General features: G+C 39.1%; 17 protein-coding genes. 10 read left to right on the top strand and 7 right to left on the bottom strand.

Annotated features, from left to right (window positions below; all coding sequences use genetic code 11):
• Positions 1–75: 75 nt before the first annotated feature.
• The 8 genes from MKY07_RS04010 (at position 76) to MKY07_RS04045 (ending at position 8,858) form a co-directional block, all read left to right on the top strand.
• Positions 76–1,617, top strand: coding sequence for a Ppx/GppA phosphatase family protein (locus MKY07_RS04010; RefSeq protein WP_339263912.1), 1,542 nt, complete (start codon positions 76–78; stop codon positions 1,615–1,617).
• A 1-nt stretch (position 1,618) separates the two neighbouring features.
• On the top strand, positions 1,619–3,793 hold the full coding sequence (locus tag MKY07_RS04015) for an RNA degradosome polyphosphate kinase (protein ID WP_339263914.1): 2,175 nt from the start codon (positions 1,619–1,621) through the stop codon (positions 3,791–3,793).
• A gap of 421 nt (positions 3,794–4,214) precedes the next feature.
• A complete protein-coding gene (gene fadH, locus MKY07_RS04020; RefSeq protein WP_339263915.1) occupies positions 4,215–4,982 on the top strand; it encodes a 2,4-dienoyl-CoA reductase in 768 nt (255 codons plus the stop codon).
• Between the two features lie 40 nt (positions 4,983–5,022).
• Positions 5,023–5,301: a hypothetical protein gene (locus tag MKY07_RS04025; RefSeq protein WP_008403499.1), complete on the top strand. Its 279-nt coding sequence runs from the start codon at positions 5,023–5,025 to the stop codon at positions 5,299–5,301.
• Positions 5,302–5,515: 214 nt separating this feature from the next.
• Complete coding sequence (gene cbpB, locus MKY07_RS04030; RefSeq protein WP_008403498.1) at positions 5,516–5,959, top strand: cyclic-di-AMP-binding protein CbpB; 444 nt, start codon at positions 5,516–5,518, stop codon at positions 5,957–5,959.
• A 73-nt stretch (positions 5,960–6,032) separates the two neighbouring features.
• Positions 6,033–6,932 carry a LysR family transcriptional regulator gene (locus MKY07_RS04035; protein WP_008403497.1) on the top strand — a complete coding sequence of 300 codons (900 nt, stop codon included), beginning with the start codon at positions 6,033–6,035 and terminating at the stop codon, positions 6,930–6,932.
• Positions 6,933–7,007: 75 nt separating this feature from the next.
• On the top strand, positions 7,008–7,721 hold the full coding sequence (dapD, locus tag MKY07_RS04040; RefSeq protein ID WP_008403496.1) for a 2,3,4,5-tetrahydropyridine-2,6-dicarboxylate N-acetyltransferase: 714 nt from the start codon (positions 7,008–7,010) through the stop codon (positions 7,719–7,721).
• A gap of 15 nt (positions 7,722–7,736) precedes the next feature.
• Positions 7,737–8,858, top strand: a complete 1,122-nt coding sequence (locus MKY07_RS04045; RefSeq protein WP_339263916.1) for an N-acetyldiaminopimelate deacetylase — start codon at positions 7,737–7,739, stop codon at positions 8,856–8,858.
• A 49-nt stretch (positions 8,859–8,907) separates the two neighbouring features.
• Here the strand turns inward: MKY07_RS04045 and MKY07_RS04050 are convergent, their stop codons facing one another.
• Together MKY07_RS04050 and MKY07_RS04055 are read right to left on the bottom strand one after the other, a co-directional pair.
• The gene (locus MKY07_RS04050; RefSeq protein ID WP_008403494.1) at positions 8,908–10,095 is read right to left on the bottom strand and encodes an MFS transporter; all 1,188 of its coding nucleotides are present in this window, start codon (positions 10,093–10,095) and stop codon (positions 8,908–8,910) included.
• A 180-nt stretch (positions 10,096–10,275) separates the two neighbouring features.
• Positions 10,276–11,205, bottom strand: a complete 930-nt coding sequence (locus MKY07_RS04055; protein ID WP_008403493.1) for a DsbA family protein — start codon at positions 11,203–11,205, stop codon at positions 10,276–10,278.
• Positions 11,206–11,347: 142 nt separating this feature from the next.
• Between MKY07_RS04055 and MKY07_RS04060 the strand changes: the two genes are divergently transcribed.
• Together MKY07_RS04060 and MKY07_RS04065 are read left to right on the top strand one after the other, a co-directional pair.
• A complete protein-coding gene (locus MKY07_RS04060; RefSeq protein WP_065216489.1) occupies positions 11,348–11,908 on the top strand; it encodes a TetR/AcrR family transcriptional regulator in 561 nt (186 codons plus the stop codon).
• 14 nt (positions 11,909–11,922) lie between these two features.
• Complete coding sequence (locus MKY07_RS04065; RefSeq protein WP_339263917.1) at positions 11,923–12,384, top strand: 8-oxo-dGTP diphosphatase; 462 nt, start codon at positions 11,923–11,925, stop codon at positions 12,382–12,384.
• 36 nt (positions 12,385–12,420) lie between these two features.
• On the opposite strand, the gene MKY07_RS04070 is transcribed toward MKY07_RS04065, so the two are convergent.
• From MKY07_RS04070 to MKY07_RS04090, 5 genes are read right to left on the bottom strand one after another with little or no spacing between them, the layout of a single operon-like run.
• A complete protein-coding gene (locus tag MKY07_RS04070) occupies positions 12,421–13,497 on the bottom strand; it encodes an ABC transporter substrate-binding protein (protein WP_014824572.1) in 1,077 nt (358 codons plus the stop codon).
• Positions 13,494–14,294 (bottom strand): ABC transporter permease, encoded by an 801-nt coding sequence (locus tag MKY07_RS04075; protein ID WP_014824571.1) that lies wholly within the window; start codon positions 14,292–14,294, stop codon positions 13,494–13,496. Before MKY07_RS04075 ends, MKY07_RS04070 begins: the two co-directional genes overlap by 4 nt.
• Positions 14,294–15,106, bottom strand: coding sequence for an ABC transporter permease (locus tag MKY07_RS04080; protein ID WP_140405545.1), 813 nt, complete (start codon positions 15,104–15,106; stop codon positions 14,294–14,296). The genes MKY07_RS04075 and MKY07_RS04080 overlap by 1 nt, the downstream gene beginning before the upstream one ends.
• On the bottom strand, positions 15,090–16,190 hold the full coding sequence (locus MKY07_RS04085) for an ABC transporter ATP-binding protein (RefSeq protein ID WP_014824569.1): 1,101 nt from the start codon (positions 16,188–16,190) through the stop codon (positions 15,090–15,092). The genes MKY07_RS04080 and MKY07_RS04085 overlap by 17 nt, the downstream gene beginning before the upstream one ends.
• 16 nt (positions 16,191–16,206) lie before the next feature.
• Positions 16,207–16,749, bottom strand: coding sequence for an XRE family transcriptional regulator (locus tag MKY07_RS04090; protein WP_008403480.1), 543 nt, complete (start codon positions 16,747–16,749; stop codon positions 16,207–16,209).
• Positions 16,750–16,827: the final 78 nt, after the last annotated feature.

Genomic DNA, 16,827 nt, shown 5'->3' on the forward strand with positions numbered 1-16,827 from the left:
TATGCAAATTTTCTTGAAGGCGCTTAAAAGAGTGTAATCGAATACAAAGGTATTCAGAAGGAAGTGAAGCGTATTATGAAAAAAATTAAGACAGCCATCATTGATATTGGTTCTAACACGATTCGACTTGTACTATATTCCTATAATAAAAACGAAGGGCTAAAGGAATTTGGAAATATTAAAACCGTTGCCCGCCTGCGCACATACTTATTGCCAAACGGAGAAATGTCCGAAGAGGGCATTCAGCTACTTGGTGAGACGTTAAGATCGTTCCGCTTAATATTGGCGGACTATCATGTAACAGACGTAAAAGCGGCTGCAACTGCTGCCGTACGACAAGCGATCAATAATGATAAAATCATCGCCCGTATGAAAGAAGAAACAGGTATTCTGATTGATATTTTAACGGAAGAAGAAGAGGCATACTACGGCTTTGTTGCAGTAGCCCATTCAATGGATACCCCGTCTGCAGTAACGATAGATATTGGCGGTGGTTCAACTGAAATTACATTATTCATCAACAAAAAACTCCAAAAAACGATCAGTTTCCCATTCGGTACGGTTTCCTTAAAGCAAAAGTTTGTAAGCGGTCCGATTATTGATAAAATCGAACGTGAAAAGCTGCGTACATTTGTAAAGGAACAATTTTCCTCACTAAAATGGATAGTTGATGTAGGATTACCGGTTATTGCAATTGGAGGAAGTGCACGTAATATCGCCCAAGTTCATCAGCAAAAAGTTGGCTATCCGCTATCGGGTGTTCATCAATACGAAATGACTGTGAGCGACTTACAACAACTGCGTGACTATTTGACGGAATTTTCGTACGATAATTTGAGACAGCTAGATGGTCTTTCGTCAGACCGGGCAGATACTATAGTTCCGGCATTGGAAGTATTTATGGAGCTTCTGTCTACTGTAAATTCGAATTCTTTCCAGGTCAGTAAAAAAGGGTTGCGGGAAGGGCTCATTATTAGCCGTGTCTTACAAGGAAATCCCCAGGCCTATGATAAATACAATGTTTTTGAAGAAAGTGGCCGGCAGCTTGCGTTAGCTTATGGACGTACGGAGGAGGAAGTACACACACTGGAATCATTGACAGAACAGTTATACCGGGGCTGCATTAATTTAAAGCTATTTGAATATAGTGAAGTAGATTTACAGCTATTAAAGAAAGCCGCAAAAGTTTATGGAATCGGGGAATATATTGAGCTGGATTCCTCCAGTCAGCATACATTTTATTTGATTTCCAATCAATCAATACCAGGCTTGTCCCATATAGATCGGGTTAAACTGGCACTGCTGGCATCGTATAAAAACCGTGACTACTTTTTGCGTTTCGCACGACCATTCGATTCATGGATTTCAAAAGAAGAATTCAAAAAGCTGCGTGATTTTGGCGCAATTTTAAAATTTGTTTACGCCTTAAATATGACAAAGCGCAATGTCGTAAAAAATATTGCGCTTGAAAAAGTAAACAATCATTTTCAAATAGAAGTACTGACTTCTGAACGGGCAATAGCGGAACTGGCTCAGGCAGAAAAACAAAAAAAGCATATTGAACGTGTTTTCAAAGGCGAGGTAAAACTTAAGTTCAACGAAGAAAGGCAGGGTTGATATGACAATGAATATGGAAAAGGATCCGTTTTTTGATCCGGAACATGAGGAATTCGAAAATAGTACAAGTTACAGCAACGAGCTGCTTGAGGAAATCGCAAAGCCCCAGTACTACAATAACCGTGAACTGAGCTGGCTCGCTTTTAATGAACGGGTATTGGAAGAAGCGGAAGATACAAATAACCCGTTGTTGGAACGGATGAAATTTTTGGCAATATTCAGTTCCAATTTGGATGAATTTTTTATGGTCCGGGTTGCGGGTTTGCAAGACCAAATTCGTGCTGGCTATCATAAACCCGAAAATAAATCGGGTTTAACACCGAAAGAGCAGCTTGCTAAAATTGCTGAACGTACGCAAGCATTGGTAAGACGCCAAACAGAAGTATATCGCCATTTAGTGTATGAACTTTTACCGAAAGAAAGCGTGCATATACTTGATTTGAAAATGCTGAATGAGCAAGAAAAAAGTTATATTAATGAATTCTTTGAAGAAACAATTTTCCCTGTCCTTACACCTGTTGCGGTCGATGCCTACCGTCCGTTTCCTACATTATTAGGCCGTACGCTCAATTTATTTGTCATGCTGGAAAACAGCAATGAGGATTTAGAAAATACTATGGATAAGGTCGCAATTGTTCAAGTGCCTTCTGTATTGAATCGTTTTATTAAAATACCATCAAAAAGTAAGGAAACGTTGTTTGTATTATTGGAAGATGTCATTTCAAGTAATATCGACCGTTTATTTTTAGGTTATAAAGTGAAATCGACACAAGCTTTCCGGTTAACGAGAAATGCAGATTTGACCATTCATGAGGAAGGTGCCCAAGACCTGTTAGTGGAAATTGAAAAGGAGCTGAAAAAGCGCAAATGGGGCGTCGGTTCACGTTTGGAAGTGCGAGACGGTGAGATGAATGACGACGTGCTGGATTATTTACTAAATGAATTTGAACTGGGAGAGTCCGATGTTTTCAAAATTGATGGCCCGCTCGACTTAACGGCAATGTTCGGCTTTGTCAAAGAGATTTCCGCAGGGCGGGAACATTTGGAATATGAAAGTTTTATTCCGCAGCCGCCTCATGATTTACAGTCGGACGAAAATATTTTTGAAAAAGCGTTAACCCAAGATATATTTTTCCATCATCCTTATGAATCATTTGGCCCGATTGTTGATTTTATTGCAGAAGCAGCGGAAGATCCGAGCGTTTTGGCCATTAAGCAAACACTATACAGGGTGAGCGGAAATTCGCCGATTATTCAAGCTTTAAAGCAGGCGGCGGAGAATGGTAAACAGGTGACGGTTTTAGTAGAGTTAAAAGCACGCTTTGATGAGGAAAATAATGTGCATTGGGCGAAACAGCTTGAACAAGCAGGTTGCCTCGTCATTTATGGGATGAATAATTTAAAAACCCATTCGAAAATTACACTTGTTGTTCGCCGACGCAATGGGAAAATTGAACGCTTTGTTCATTTAGGGACGGGCAATTACAATGATGCAACGGCAAAGATTTATACGGATATGGGGATTATTACATCGCATAAGGAATTTGGAATTGATGCGACAAATTTCTTTAATTATTTAAGCGGTTATACTGAAAAACCTGAATTTCATCATATTGTAGTCGCGCCTTTTGATATTCGGGATGAATTCTTAGAGTTAATCGATAAGGAAATTGCGTTACATAAAAAATATGGAAACGGGTTTATCCGGGCAAAAATGAATTCTTTAACCGACAAGGAATTAATGATGAAACTATATGATGCGTCGATTGCAGGGGTGAAAATCGAGCTGATTATTCGTGGTATTTGCTGTCTGCGTCCAGGCATCCCGGGGATTTCAGAAAATATAACTGTTTTGAGCATTGTTGGCCGTTTCCTGGAGCATTCCCGGATTTTCTGGTTCCATCATAACGGGGAGGATAATCTATACTTATCTTCTGCAGATATGATGACCAGGAATATGATTAAACGTGTGGAGATACTGTTTCCCATCTATTCACCGGAAATAAAATACCGCATCAAGCGTATTATGCTGCTCCAAATTAAAGATAATCAAAAAGTGCGCATTCAGGATTCCAATGGAAAATACCACTATAAAGAAGGCCATCAAAGTGATCTCCGAATCAACAGTCAGGAAATCTTTTTAGCTGAATCACTCGGTCCGATTATTGAAGAATAGTAGAAAAATTAAAGCTATGGACGAAATGTTCATAGCTTTTTAATTTTGCATAGAGCGGGCTAGGGACGGTGGGATTTTAAGAACAATTGTGTAGGATATTAGAATAAAGAACTATGATTTTAGAAGATCTGAAGGTGATATTAGAACAAAGCGCATACAAATTAAAACATGTTGAAGATATATTAGAACATCATAATTTTATTAGAACAAATAAATTTATATTAGACGATTAAATGATATATTAGAAAATCAGAATTCATCGCTCACTCCATTCCCTTCGAAGGAGAAAAAACACTATAAAATCATTTAAAATTCCGTGTAAGTGAGAAATATTTTATATTTTAGTATTTATTTCCCTCCTGTTATAGTAAACTCTATTTATGAATGGCTGTTCATTTTATATGCAAAGGGGATGTATGGAATGTTACAAGGCAAAACGATTATTATTACAGGTGGCTCTAGCGGGATGGGGCTTGGTATGGCAAAGCAATTCGTGAAAGAAGGAGCGAATGTTGTCATTACCGGGCGTGACTTAGAGCGTTTGACCAATGCAAAAAAGGAAATCGAGGAATTTGGGTCTTCAATCGAAACATTTCAAATGGATGTTCGAGAACCGGAACATGCTCAGGCAATGGTTGCATATGCAGCTGAAAAATTTGGTCAAGTAGATGGCTTAGTGAACAATGCGGCAGGGAACTTTTTAGTGCATGCAGAAAAATTGTCGCCGAATGGATGGAAGGCCGTTATTGATATTGTGTTGAATGGAACATTTTATTGTACTTCTGCAATTGGTCGCTATTGGATTGAAAACGGTATAAAAGGTTCGATTATCAATATGGTGGCTACATATGCTTGGGGCGCAGGAGCAGGTGTCATTCATTCAGCTGCAGCAAAAGCCGGCGTGCTCTCGTTGACACGTTCGCTTGCGGTTGAATGGGGCAGTCAATATGGCATTCGCGTAAATGCCGTTGCACCAGGGCCGATTGAGCGAACAGGCGGAGCAGATAAACTATGGGAATCCGAAGAACAAGCGAAACGCACATTGGATTCTGTTCCGTTAAAGCGTCTTGGCACACCTGAGGAAATAGCTGATCTTGCTGCATTTATGCTATCGGATAAGGCAGGCTATTTAAACGGGGAATGTATTACTTTAGATGGCGGACAATGGCTAAATCAGCATCCGTTCTAACTTTGTCAAATGATATCAAAAAAGAATAAATTCCAAATTATTGCTGCATACTATCGCTAACTGTTTAAAGGAGGCGATTGCAATCGGAATTTGGCTTTATCCAACAATTTTTGTTGTCATCCTACTATGTTTTATAGGTTATTATCTAACTGTACGTGTTGGACATAATATAGAGGACAGCGGTCAGGAACGTGATTCGGAAGTGCCTGAAGAAATTCAGGAGCATCCTTTCCTTCTTAATCCGATCATTTTATCGTATGCAGTTTTTGGAACATTTACGGGTATCATTATTTTTTATTATTGGGCAAGGGGTTACTGAAATTAATGCATAATGGGACGAATTTTCTCGTCCTATTATGCTTTTTCTTTTGCAATCATAGGCGCCTTTCATAGTCAGAAAAATGCTCCATATGGTATTATAGAGATTAGAGAAACTGTTTTGTCGAATGACAGAGCAAAGAATAACGGCAGTAAGTTTCGGCTTTTTTAGTATGGTGCTGCCCGTTATTAGCGGGATAAAGGAGTAGAATGTCATGATTTCAACGAACAACAGAGCTTTACTAGATATGCCTATAAAAGATTTTATTATTTCATCTGAGAAGGTAGCCCATGTACAAAGTGGAAATAACGCTGAACATGCATTATTAGTTTTAACAAAAACGGGGTATTCTTCTATTCCTGTACTTGATGTAAAGTATCGTTTAAAAGGTTTGTTAAGTACCAAAATGATAACAGAGTCTATTTTAGGCTTAGAGCGAATTGAATATGATAGATTAGCAGACATTCGTGTGGATGAGGTCATGAATCAGGAAGTTGTATATTTAAAAATTACGGATACATTCCAACGTGCACTCGATCTAGTAATTAACCATGCCTTTTTATGTGTAGTCGATGAAGAAGGCACTTTTGTCGGTATTATGACGCGAAGAATTATTTTAAAACAATTAAAGAAATATATTTACCAACACAACGCTTAAAATAAAAGTCGACAAAGTCCTAAAGGGATTTTGTCGTTTTTTTAACCGTTCGGTCGGAAAGGGAGGATTGTCAGTGACAATAACAGAAGCAGAAATTATTAAAGTGTTGGCAGAGGAAGGAAATATGCGAAAAGCGGCAGAGCGCCTTTTTTTAACGCAGCCGGCACTGTCACAGCGACTTCAATCAATCGAAAAAGAGTGGGGCGTACAATTGTTTATTCGTTCCCAGAAAGGATTAACACCAACTCCCGCGGGTGAACTGGTCATTCAGTATTCGAACGATTTGCTTGTGAAGCGTGAAGAAATTTTTGAAACGATTCATTCGTTAAATACAAAAGTGCATGGCACATTAAAAATTGCCTGTGCATCGATTGTCGGTCAAAATTGGCTTCCGAAAGTATTAAAAGACTATGTAACAAAATATCCGGATACGAAAATTTCATTAATCACTGGATGGAGCTCGGAAATCATTAAAGCCCTGTATGATGGGGAAGCGCATATTGGCATCGTCCGCGGGCAGGCAGAATGGAAGGGGAAGAAAATTCATTTGTTCCGCGATACGATGTATTTAGTTGATAAAGAAATTCAGGATATGGAAGATATATTGACATCAGACCGCCCATTTATCCAATTTAAAAGTGATTCAAATTATTATCAGGAAATTCAGCAATGGTGGCAACGTCATTTCAACTACAATCCAAGACACCAAATTATTGTGGATCAAATTGAGACATGCAAGCAGATGGCGGTAAATGGTATCGGATATGCGATTTTACCATCCATCACACTGAACGGTGAGGAAAATGTTCATAAAATACCATTGGCGAATAATGGAAATGACGATGGACTAACACGGGATACATGGCTGATTGGATATGAATCAACATTCGAATTACGCCAAGTGGAAGCTTTTGTCGATTTAGTACAGGATCATGCACGCTGTCTGTATGATTATTCGAACGAAACGAACTAAAAAATAGTTTTAATATTACTGAAAATTTAGTACAATTATTCATGTTAAAAAATCTAACACGCAGCGAGGTGTCATATGGAAAAATTAAATGCACAGCAAATTATTGATTTTATTTCAGAAGCGAAAAAGGTTACACCAGTAAAAGTTTATGTAAAGGGAATTGGTGTTGCGGATTTATCATTTGGTACCGAAAGCAAAGTGTTTGGTGAAGGTAATAATGCGGTAGTGTTTGGCGAATGGTCGGAAATTGAAGCATCGTTGAAAAAATATGCAGATCTTATTGAAGACTATGTAGTAGAAAGTGATCGCCGTCATTCAGGTGTACCGCTTTTGGATACAAAAAAAGTAAATGCGCGAATCGAACCAGGTGCGATTATCCGTGATCAAGTTACAATCGGTGACAATGCAGTCATTATGATGGGTGCCATTATTAATATTGGTGCTGAAATTGGTGCAAAATCAATGATTGATATGGGCGCGGTATTAGGTGGTCGTGCAACAGTAGGAGAAAATTGCCATATTGGTGCGGGGACGGTTCTAGCGGGTGTAGTTGAGCCACCGAGTGCGTTGCCGGTTGTTGTGGAAGATGATGTTGTCATCGGTGCAAATGCTGTTGTGTTGGAAGGTGTTCGCATCGGTAAAGGCGCGGTAGTAGCGGCCGGAGCAATCGTTATTAAAGATGTTGAGCCATATACAGTCGTTGCAGGCGTACCAGCTCGTCAAATTAAAGTATTGGATGAAAAAACAAAGTCGAAAACAGAAATTATCGATTCACTGCGTAATCTATAAAAAGGCGGGAACGACATGAGGCATCTTATTGAAGTAAGACGAGACCTACATAAAATTCCTGAAGTAGGCTTTAATGAATTTAAAACACAAAGCTATTTACTCCAATTCATATCAAATTTAGATCAGCAGCATTTGCAAAGAACGACTTGGAAAACAGGTATTGTTGTATTGATAAAAGGCACGAATCCATCAAAGCTGATCGGTTGGCGTACAGATATAGATGCGCTTCCTGTACAAGAAGAGACGGGACTCCCGTTTGAATCGGAAGTTGACGGATTTATGCATGCATGTGGTCATGATTGTCATATGGCCATTGCGCTTGGCCTTGTCGAGACGTTTTCAAAACAGCCGCCTGTTCACAATGTCGTTGTCTACTTTCAGCCAGCCGAAGAAGGTCCGGGTGGAGCAGAGCCGATGCTGGAATGGCTAAAAGAAGAACAGCCGCATCTTGTTGCAGATGAGATTTATGCATTGCATATTGCCCCGGAATATCCGGTAGGTACGATCGCAACGCGACCAGGACTGCTGTTCGCCAATACTTCCGAGCTGTTTATTGACTTGAAAGGGATTGGCGGACATGCAGCCTATCCACATAAAACGAGAGATATGACTATTGCAGCAGCCAATTTAGTTATGCAGCTGCAAACAATTATTAGCCGGAATGTTGATCCATTGGATAGTGCAGTCATTACAATCGGGAAAATGACTTCCGGTACGGTTCAAAATGTCATCGCGGAAAATGCGCGTCTTGAAGGAACCATTCGGACGTTGAATGCACAGGCGATGGCAGAGGTAAAACGACGTATTGAAGCAATTTGCAAGGGCATTGAAGCCGCATTTGAATGCACTACCGCTATCGATTACGGCTCGATGTATTATGAAGTAAATAATAATGCAAATTGTGCCAATGCGCTGCTGGAGTTTGCTGAACAGTTTGACGGGACAACCGCTTATGAATGTCCTGCTGCAATGACAGGGGAAGACTTTGGCTATTTCATTAAGGACTTGCCAGGCGCTATGTTCTGGACAGGAGCCAATTCCAACTACGGCCTCCACCATGCAAAAATGGCACCGGATGAGTCGCTCATTCCTCTTAATTGCCGCTTCGTCGAACAATTTATCCGCCAACTTGTTTAACATATGAAAAGGGCTATCCAATTTAATTTTGGATAGCCCTTTTTGATTTTTAAGAAGCAGCTTTCATTAAATGGGGTGCTTTTTTGACTGTCCATGAATAGGCAAGCATGAAACAGCCGACAAGTACACAAGTACCTAAAATGTATGGCGAATCAGGATTCCAGTCAAATAGTACACCGGCAAGTGCTGGACCGAACATATTGCCAAGACTCATATAAGCATTGTTCATACCGGCAGCAAAGCCTTGTTCATTACCAGCAAGCTTAGAAATGAGTGTATTTACTGCAGGACGTATAAATGTTGTGGCAATCGAGAACAGTGTAGCGACAACTAAAATGATGAAGAAACCACTAATGTAAATAACGAGCAGCATCATTGCGGCCGCCAACAATAAGTTGACTAAAATAACCTTCATTTCCCCGAAGCGTTTAAACAATTTGTTCACGACAAACATTTGCAGCACTACACCCGCAAACCCTCCGACTGTTAAAATTATGGCGATTTCTGATGGAGAATAACCGAATTTATGGTCTAAATAAAGTGTTAAAGTTGCTTGGAAATTGGAAATACCAAAACTGAATGTAAAGACGATGATTAAAAAGACAAAATAAGATGTCTTCACGGACTTGGCCAATTGCCTTGCTAATTTTTCCCTTGGTGCGATAACCTCACGAACATTTTTTATATTAGGTAAGTAAATGGCAGATAAAATGGCTGCAATATATGCTACAACCCCCGCTAAATAGAAAGGAAACGTCAGGTTGACTTCAGCTAGAAATCCGCCGATACCCGGACCGACCATAAAGCCTAAAGACATCGCAGCACCGATCATGCCCATCCCTTTTCCACGTTCTTCATATGTCGTAATATCAGCTACAAATGCCATTATCGGAGCCATAATAAATGCCGCACCTGTTCCGCTTAAAAATCTCGCTAAAAACAATATCCATACTTCCGAAGCGAGACCGAATAATATTTGTGCAGAACCATAGACAATTAGCCCACAAATAATAAACATTTTTCGTCCGTGACGGTCCGATAAGTCTCCTGCAATCGGAGAAAATAAGAACTGTGCGAGTGCGAAGCCTGCAACTAAGAAGCCCAGCACCTGCCCACCGACACCAAATACTTGTAAATAGGAAGGCATAACAGGAACAATAATCCCGATACCGCCCATTGTAATGAACATATTAAACATTAATAAATAAAGCGCTAACTTATTGGATTTTTCTGTCATATAATGCCAGCCTTCCTTTTAGATAATTCGATAATAGAAATATATATTTATAATGAATATCATACTCTAAAATTTTTGAAATTGCATTTATTATACCGAATATAATTCCCATTTTGTGATTACGAGTAAACCCCCTGCACATAATTCATTTATGCAGGGGGTTCATTATTCCGAATTAATTTATTTATTCGCTGCAACTAAATAAGTTTCGCCAAGAATTTCTTTTAACTCGTATTGATCTGCGGAAAGCTGCTGTTCAATAAAAGAATGAACATCCGATTTATCTAAATCGTACATCACTTCAATTTCTTTAGAAAATATCAGTTTTTCTGTTTCTAGAAACGCTGGTAAGGATGGCTGTTCTGCTGGTCGAAGTTCTTCTGTAATAATAACTTGTTTTAATCCGTCAATATACGCCTGTAATGGCTGACCACCAACAATTTTGACTCCTTTATTTTCCTTATTCACTATGATGATCGTTGGGAATCCTCTAACACCGAGTGTTTTAACAAGATCAAAATCTTCATTTAATAACTGTTGTCCGATCGGTTGCTCTGCTTCACTTACAATTATTTCGCCATCAAGGCCAACCTGATTGACAAGCTCCACTAAAACGGACCTTTCAGAAATATTCTCGTTAAATACAAAAAGTGCTTCTCTTGCACGACGCAAATATTCAGATGCGATTTTCTCGTTATAATTTTTCTGAAGTATTTTAAAAACATGAGATGGCGGATAGGATGATTGAACAGGATTGTCTACCATTAAAGATCCATCAATCGGCATTCTTGAATACTGCCCTACTTCACGCCAATGCCCTGCAACGTCAGCTGGCTTATATATTCCGTTTGCAGGATCAATAGGTCCATCATGCCATTTTTCCAGCAAGCCCCCCATTACTGTATGGAAGTTGAAATGCTTTCCATACTGTTTTACAAAACGTCCGATTACAGGTTCAATTGCCCAGCAATGCGAACAAATAGGATCTGTTACATAATATAGGTCCACTGATTTTTCCTGTTTGTTAAAATCAATTAGTTCCAATTCATTTTCCTCAGCCACACCACAAACCCCAGTTACTAAATCACAAACCATATTATTATTTTTCAATGTCAATTCCTCCCTTAAGTGATATCTTTGTTCTATAATTGAATTGTAAAATATGTAAAATATATTGAGTACCGATAGTTCGGGCGATATGTTGTATATTCAACACATTCGAAAATCTGTATAAAAAATAGGAGGGATAATAATGAAGGAAGTAAAAGTAGATCCTAGAATACGTCGTACACGTAAACTAATAATGGATGCTTTTATAGAACTTTCAAGTCAGAAGGAATTTAAGGATATAACGGTGAAGGATATTACAGCTGAGGCGATGATTAACCGTGCCACTTTCTATTATCATTTTGAAGATATTTACGATCTTTTGGATAAATCATTATCGGAAGTATTATTAGTTAATTTAGACTGTGAGACGTACAAAAGCAGTGAACTAAATGAAGAAGTGGTATGCAGCATTTTCAAGGCTATTACAGATTTCCAAATGTCACTATCTACTCGCTGCCATCGGGGGTATGAAGATACGATTGCTCGAATTATCAGGGAACAGCTTGAAATTATTTTTTATCAAATGCTCCTTAAACAGCGTGCCAATGAAGATATGCAAGCATTAAAGCTTACAGCACTCATGTTGAGCTGGGGGATATACGGAGCTTCTGTGGAGTGGAAAAGAAGCGGTGAAAAAGTTGAACCGGAAACCTATATTAAATCAGTAATACCATATATCATGTCTGGAATTAGCGGCATGTGAAAGGGGAGGTATAGATGAATTATAAATTTTGGACTGTTGTAATGATACAAAAAGAGGATCGTGTGTTATTGCTCAACCGCCAGCATGATCATTTCAAAGGCTATATTCCACCAGGTGGTAAAGTGGACTTTCCTGAAGGCTTTGCTGAAGGGGCAATCCGGGAAGTAAAAGAAGAGACAGGACTGGATGTACAGTCTTTAGTATTTAAAGGAATCTCCCATTATACAAATCCGGAACTGCACGATCATTTTATTATTTATAACTATTGGACAGATCATTTTACGGGCGAAGTTTTAGGCTCCTGCAATGAAGGGGAGCTGGAGTGGGTAAAAATAAGCGAAGCCAGGAATTACCCGATGCAGGAAGACATTCAAGTGCGCTTCGATTTATTCTTTGAGCCAGGGACATTTGAAATTCATACAATGTGGGATGAACGAAGCAATCAAATCGATAAGCGAATCATACATAAGCTATAAAAAAGCATGACCAAAAATTTTGGTCACGCTTTTGTTCTATCTCAAACTCATCTTAAATTCAAGGAAGTATTCGTTATATTTACCTAACCATTCAAGGCCAAGGTTTTCATAAACTTCCAATGTTTCACGTTGGTCATGTGACGGATAGAAACGTTCGTCGTTAATAACTTCCTCGTCCATGAGTTCCCATGCTGCTTCATTCGGTGTTGAATAGCCGACATAGTCCGCGTTTTGCGCAGCATTTTCAGGATCAAGCATAAAGTTGATAAATTTATGGGCACCTTCTATATTTTGTGAAGTTTTTGGAATGACCATATTATCAAACCATAAGTTGGAGCCTTCTTGCGGTACGGCAAACTCCAATTCTTCATTTTCCCACATCATATCTGCGGCCTGACCGGAGAATGTTAATGCTACAGATGCTTCATTGTTTATCATAAGCGGAGTAATCTCATCGCCGATAATCGCTTTAATATTTGGTGAAAGCTCAATTAAGTGATCTGTCGCTTCACGCAATAAATCTTCATCTTTCACATTAAGCGATTCGCCGATTGAGTTCAGTCCCATCCCAATTACTTCACGTGAACCATCAACTAGAAATACTTTTCGTTTTAATGAAGGATCCCATAAGTCTTCCCAAGTTTCGAATGTTAAATGGTCTTCGATTAAATTCGGATTATAGACAACTCCAACTGTTCCCCAGAAATAAGGAATGGAGTATTCATTGCCCGGATCGAACGGCAGATCCATAAAGTCTGCATTAATATTTTTCAAATTGGGCACTAAACCGTGATCAATCGGAATGAGCAGGTCATCTTCCTTCATCGATTCGATTGTATATTCAGAAGGGACCGCAATATCATAGGCAGAACCGCCTTGCTGTACTTTCGTCAACATCGCTTCATTTGAATCAAATGTTTCATATGTTACTTTAATTCCTGTTTCTTCTTCAAACTTATCGATTAATTCCGGGTCGATATATTCCCCCCAGTTATAAACCGTTAAAGTATCTTTACTTCCTGCAGAACCAGCTGATTGCATACGGTCAACTGTAAAAAACAGTAGGGCACATACAATGACAATGGCAGCCGTTGCTTGTACTAATTCTCTCATCGTTGTCCCCCCGTTGCTACTGATTTTGAACGTTTGTTAATAAAGTAGTAACCGATTACTATTAATACCGTTACAGCAAATACTAACCCGGAAATGGCATTGATTGTTAACGAAATGCCGGCACGGGCCATTGAGTAAATTTCTACAGATAATGTACTGAAGCCATTTCCTGTTACGAAAAATGTAACCGCGAAATCATCTAGAGAATAAGTCAACGCCATAAAGAATCCGGCAAAAATCCCTGGTGAAATATACGGTAAAATAACACGTGTTAAGACATCGCGTTTCGTTGCACCTAAGTCTCGTGCAGCATCAATTAGGGAAGTGTTCATTTCAAGCAATTTAGGTAAAACCATGAGTACAACGATTGGTACACTGAACGCAATATGCGATACAAGTACAGAAGCGAATCCTAGTTTTACACCGATCATCGTAAATAAAATTAAGAAGCTTGCACCGATGACAACGTCAGGTGAAACAATCAAAACATTATTTAACGAAAGCAATGTATTGCGCATCTTTTTGTCTTTTAATGATACAATACCGACTGCTCCGAGCGTTCCGATAATCGTTGCAATTAAACCTGATAAAAGGGCAACGAGTACTGTATTCAGCAAAATAATAATTAATCGTGAATCATCAAATACAGCCGCATAGTGCTCAAGTGTGAATGATTCGAAATTATTCATGCTGCCGCCACTATTAAAGGAGTAGAAAATTAAATAAAATATGGGTGCGTAAAGGATCGCGAATACGAAAAGTAAATATACTTTCGACATAGCGGACAACTTTTTCATCAGACACGTCCTCCTTTAGATTTTTGTTTCGTGAACAGCATTGTGAGCACCATGAATAAAATTAAGAACACGGCAATTGTCGAACCCATACCCCAGTTTTGGGAAACGAGGAATTGTTGCTCGATCGCCGTCCCTAAAGTAATGACCTGGTTTCCGGCGATTAAACGTGTAATCATAAACAGTGACAGTGCCGGAATGAACGTTACTTGAATACCTGATTTTACGCCGTCGATTGTCAGCGGGAAAATGACACGGCGGAAAGTTGTCCATGCATTTGCCCCTAAATCACGTGAAGCATAAATAAGTGAAGGATTCATTTTGTCCAATGAATTGAAAATCGGAATAATCATAAACGGAATGAAAATATAGACCGATACAAATACGAAACTAAAGTCTGTAAATAAAATTTGCTTTGGATCAAAACCAAACACTTCGATCAGTGCATTGATCGGACCGTATAAACCGAAAATGCCGATAAATGCGTATGTTTTTAACAGCAGGTTAATCCAAGAAGGGATAATAATCAGCATAAGCCATAGCTGTTTATGCTTCGTTTTTGTCAGTAAGTAGGCAGTAGGGTAGGCAAATAATAATGTGAATAATGTTATTAAAAACGCATACCAGAAACTGCTCAATGTCATTTTCAAATAAACCGGTGTAAAGAACTTCGCATAGTTGGCCAATGTAAAGTTCCCGTTCAAATCAAGAACAGAATAATAGACGATTAACGCAATTGGTGCGATAACGAATAAAATTATCCAAAATACGTAGGGGATTAACGGTCCTTTAGCTGTTTTATTCATGTTCTTCATCCCCATACGCTTCCAGACGTTTATCAAAATCTTCTTCCGTTTCGTTTAAACGCATTACGTGAATTGCTTCCGGATCAAAGTCCAGCCCAATTTCCGCTCCAACTTCCGCTTTTTTCAATGAATGGACAAGCCATTCATTGCCGTCTTTATCATATGTCGATAATTCGTAGTGCACGCCACGGAACAACTGTGTATCTACTGTTACGATCAGCTTGCCGTTTTCAGGTGTTGTTATTTCCAAGTCTTCAGGACGAATGACAATATCGATTTTTTCATTCGGCTTCATCCCTGCATCGACACATTCAAACTCTTTTCCGGCAAATTTAACACGGTAATCTTCAATCATGATGCCGTCCACAATATTGGATTCACCGATAAAGTCCGCAACAAAACGGTTGATTGGCTCATCATAAATATCAACAGGTGTACCGGATTGTTTAATTTCACCTTGAGAAAGAACAAATATTTCATCACTCATCGCAAGCGCTTCTTCCTGGTCATGCGTAACAAATATAAATGTTTTGCCAAGACGCTGCTGGAGTTCGCGAAGCTCATACTGCATTTCTGTACGTAATTTTAAATCAAGTGCAGATAAAGGCTCATCGAGTAAAATTACATCCGGATCATTTACAATCGCACGGGCAATCGCAACACGCTGACGCTGACCACCAGACATTTCTGAAATTTCGCGGCTGCCGTAGCCTGCCAAGTTAACAAACTTCAGTGCTTCCTGCACACGTTCCTTCACTTCTGCTTCTTTCACTTTTTTAATACGTAAGCCGAATGCTACATTTTCAAAAACATTCAAGTGAGGGAAGAGCGCATAATCCTGAAATACTGTGTTTACTTGGCGTTCATTTGCAGGTACATCATTAATTCGTTTCCCGTTGAAGAAAACATCCCCCGTAGAAGCTTCGGTAAACCCAGCGATAATACGTAAAATTGTCGTCTTTCCGCACCCTGATGGTCCGAGTAATGTGTAGAACTTGCCTCGTTCCAATTCAAAGTTAATATTTTTTAATACCACTGTTCCGTCATCATATGATTTTGTGACATTTTCAAAGCGAATAATTGTGTTATCCATTTTGCATCCTCCTAATTTATAAATATGATTGTGTCGCGACAAGGAGCAATTTTGTTATGCCACTGTGCGCATTGAAAATTTGATGGTTGGAAGATGCTTCGTAATATACGGCATCACCTTCACTTGCTATGTATTCATCATTGCCCAAAACGACTCGAATCCGTCCATTTTGCACATAGATGAAGGTCTCTGCCAGTGACGGCTCAAATGCTTTAAATTCTGCATCTTTTTGCAATGTAATGAAAACAGGCTCCATTTCTTTCTCGTTAGAAGTAGGAATAAGCCATTCAATTTCATATTTTTTATCCTGATCAATGAAGCATGTTTGATCATCTTTTGTGAAAACAATTTTTTCATTTTCTTGCGTATCATCAAAAAAGTCTCGCGGTGTACACCCGAGAACTTCCAGTAAGTTAAACAATGTTTCAATGGAAGGGGAATTTAAGTCTCGCTCAAGTTGAGAAATATAGCCCTTCGATAAATCGGTACGTTCTCCGAGCTCTTCCTGGGTTAACCCCTTTTTTATGCGCAAGGCTTTAATTTTTGAACCAATTTGCATATAGTCACACCCTTTATTTTAGTTCTCAAATAGTTTACTGTTGATAAACCTTGAGTAAGGAAGTTTACTTTTACATTA

This window comes from Solibacillus sp. FSL W7-1472 (assembly GCF_037969775.1).
In the GTDB taxonomy this organism is placed as follows: Bacteria; Bacillota; Bacilli; order Bacillales_A; family Planococcaceae; genus Solibacillus; species Solibacillus silvestris.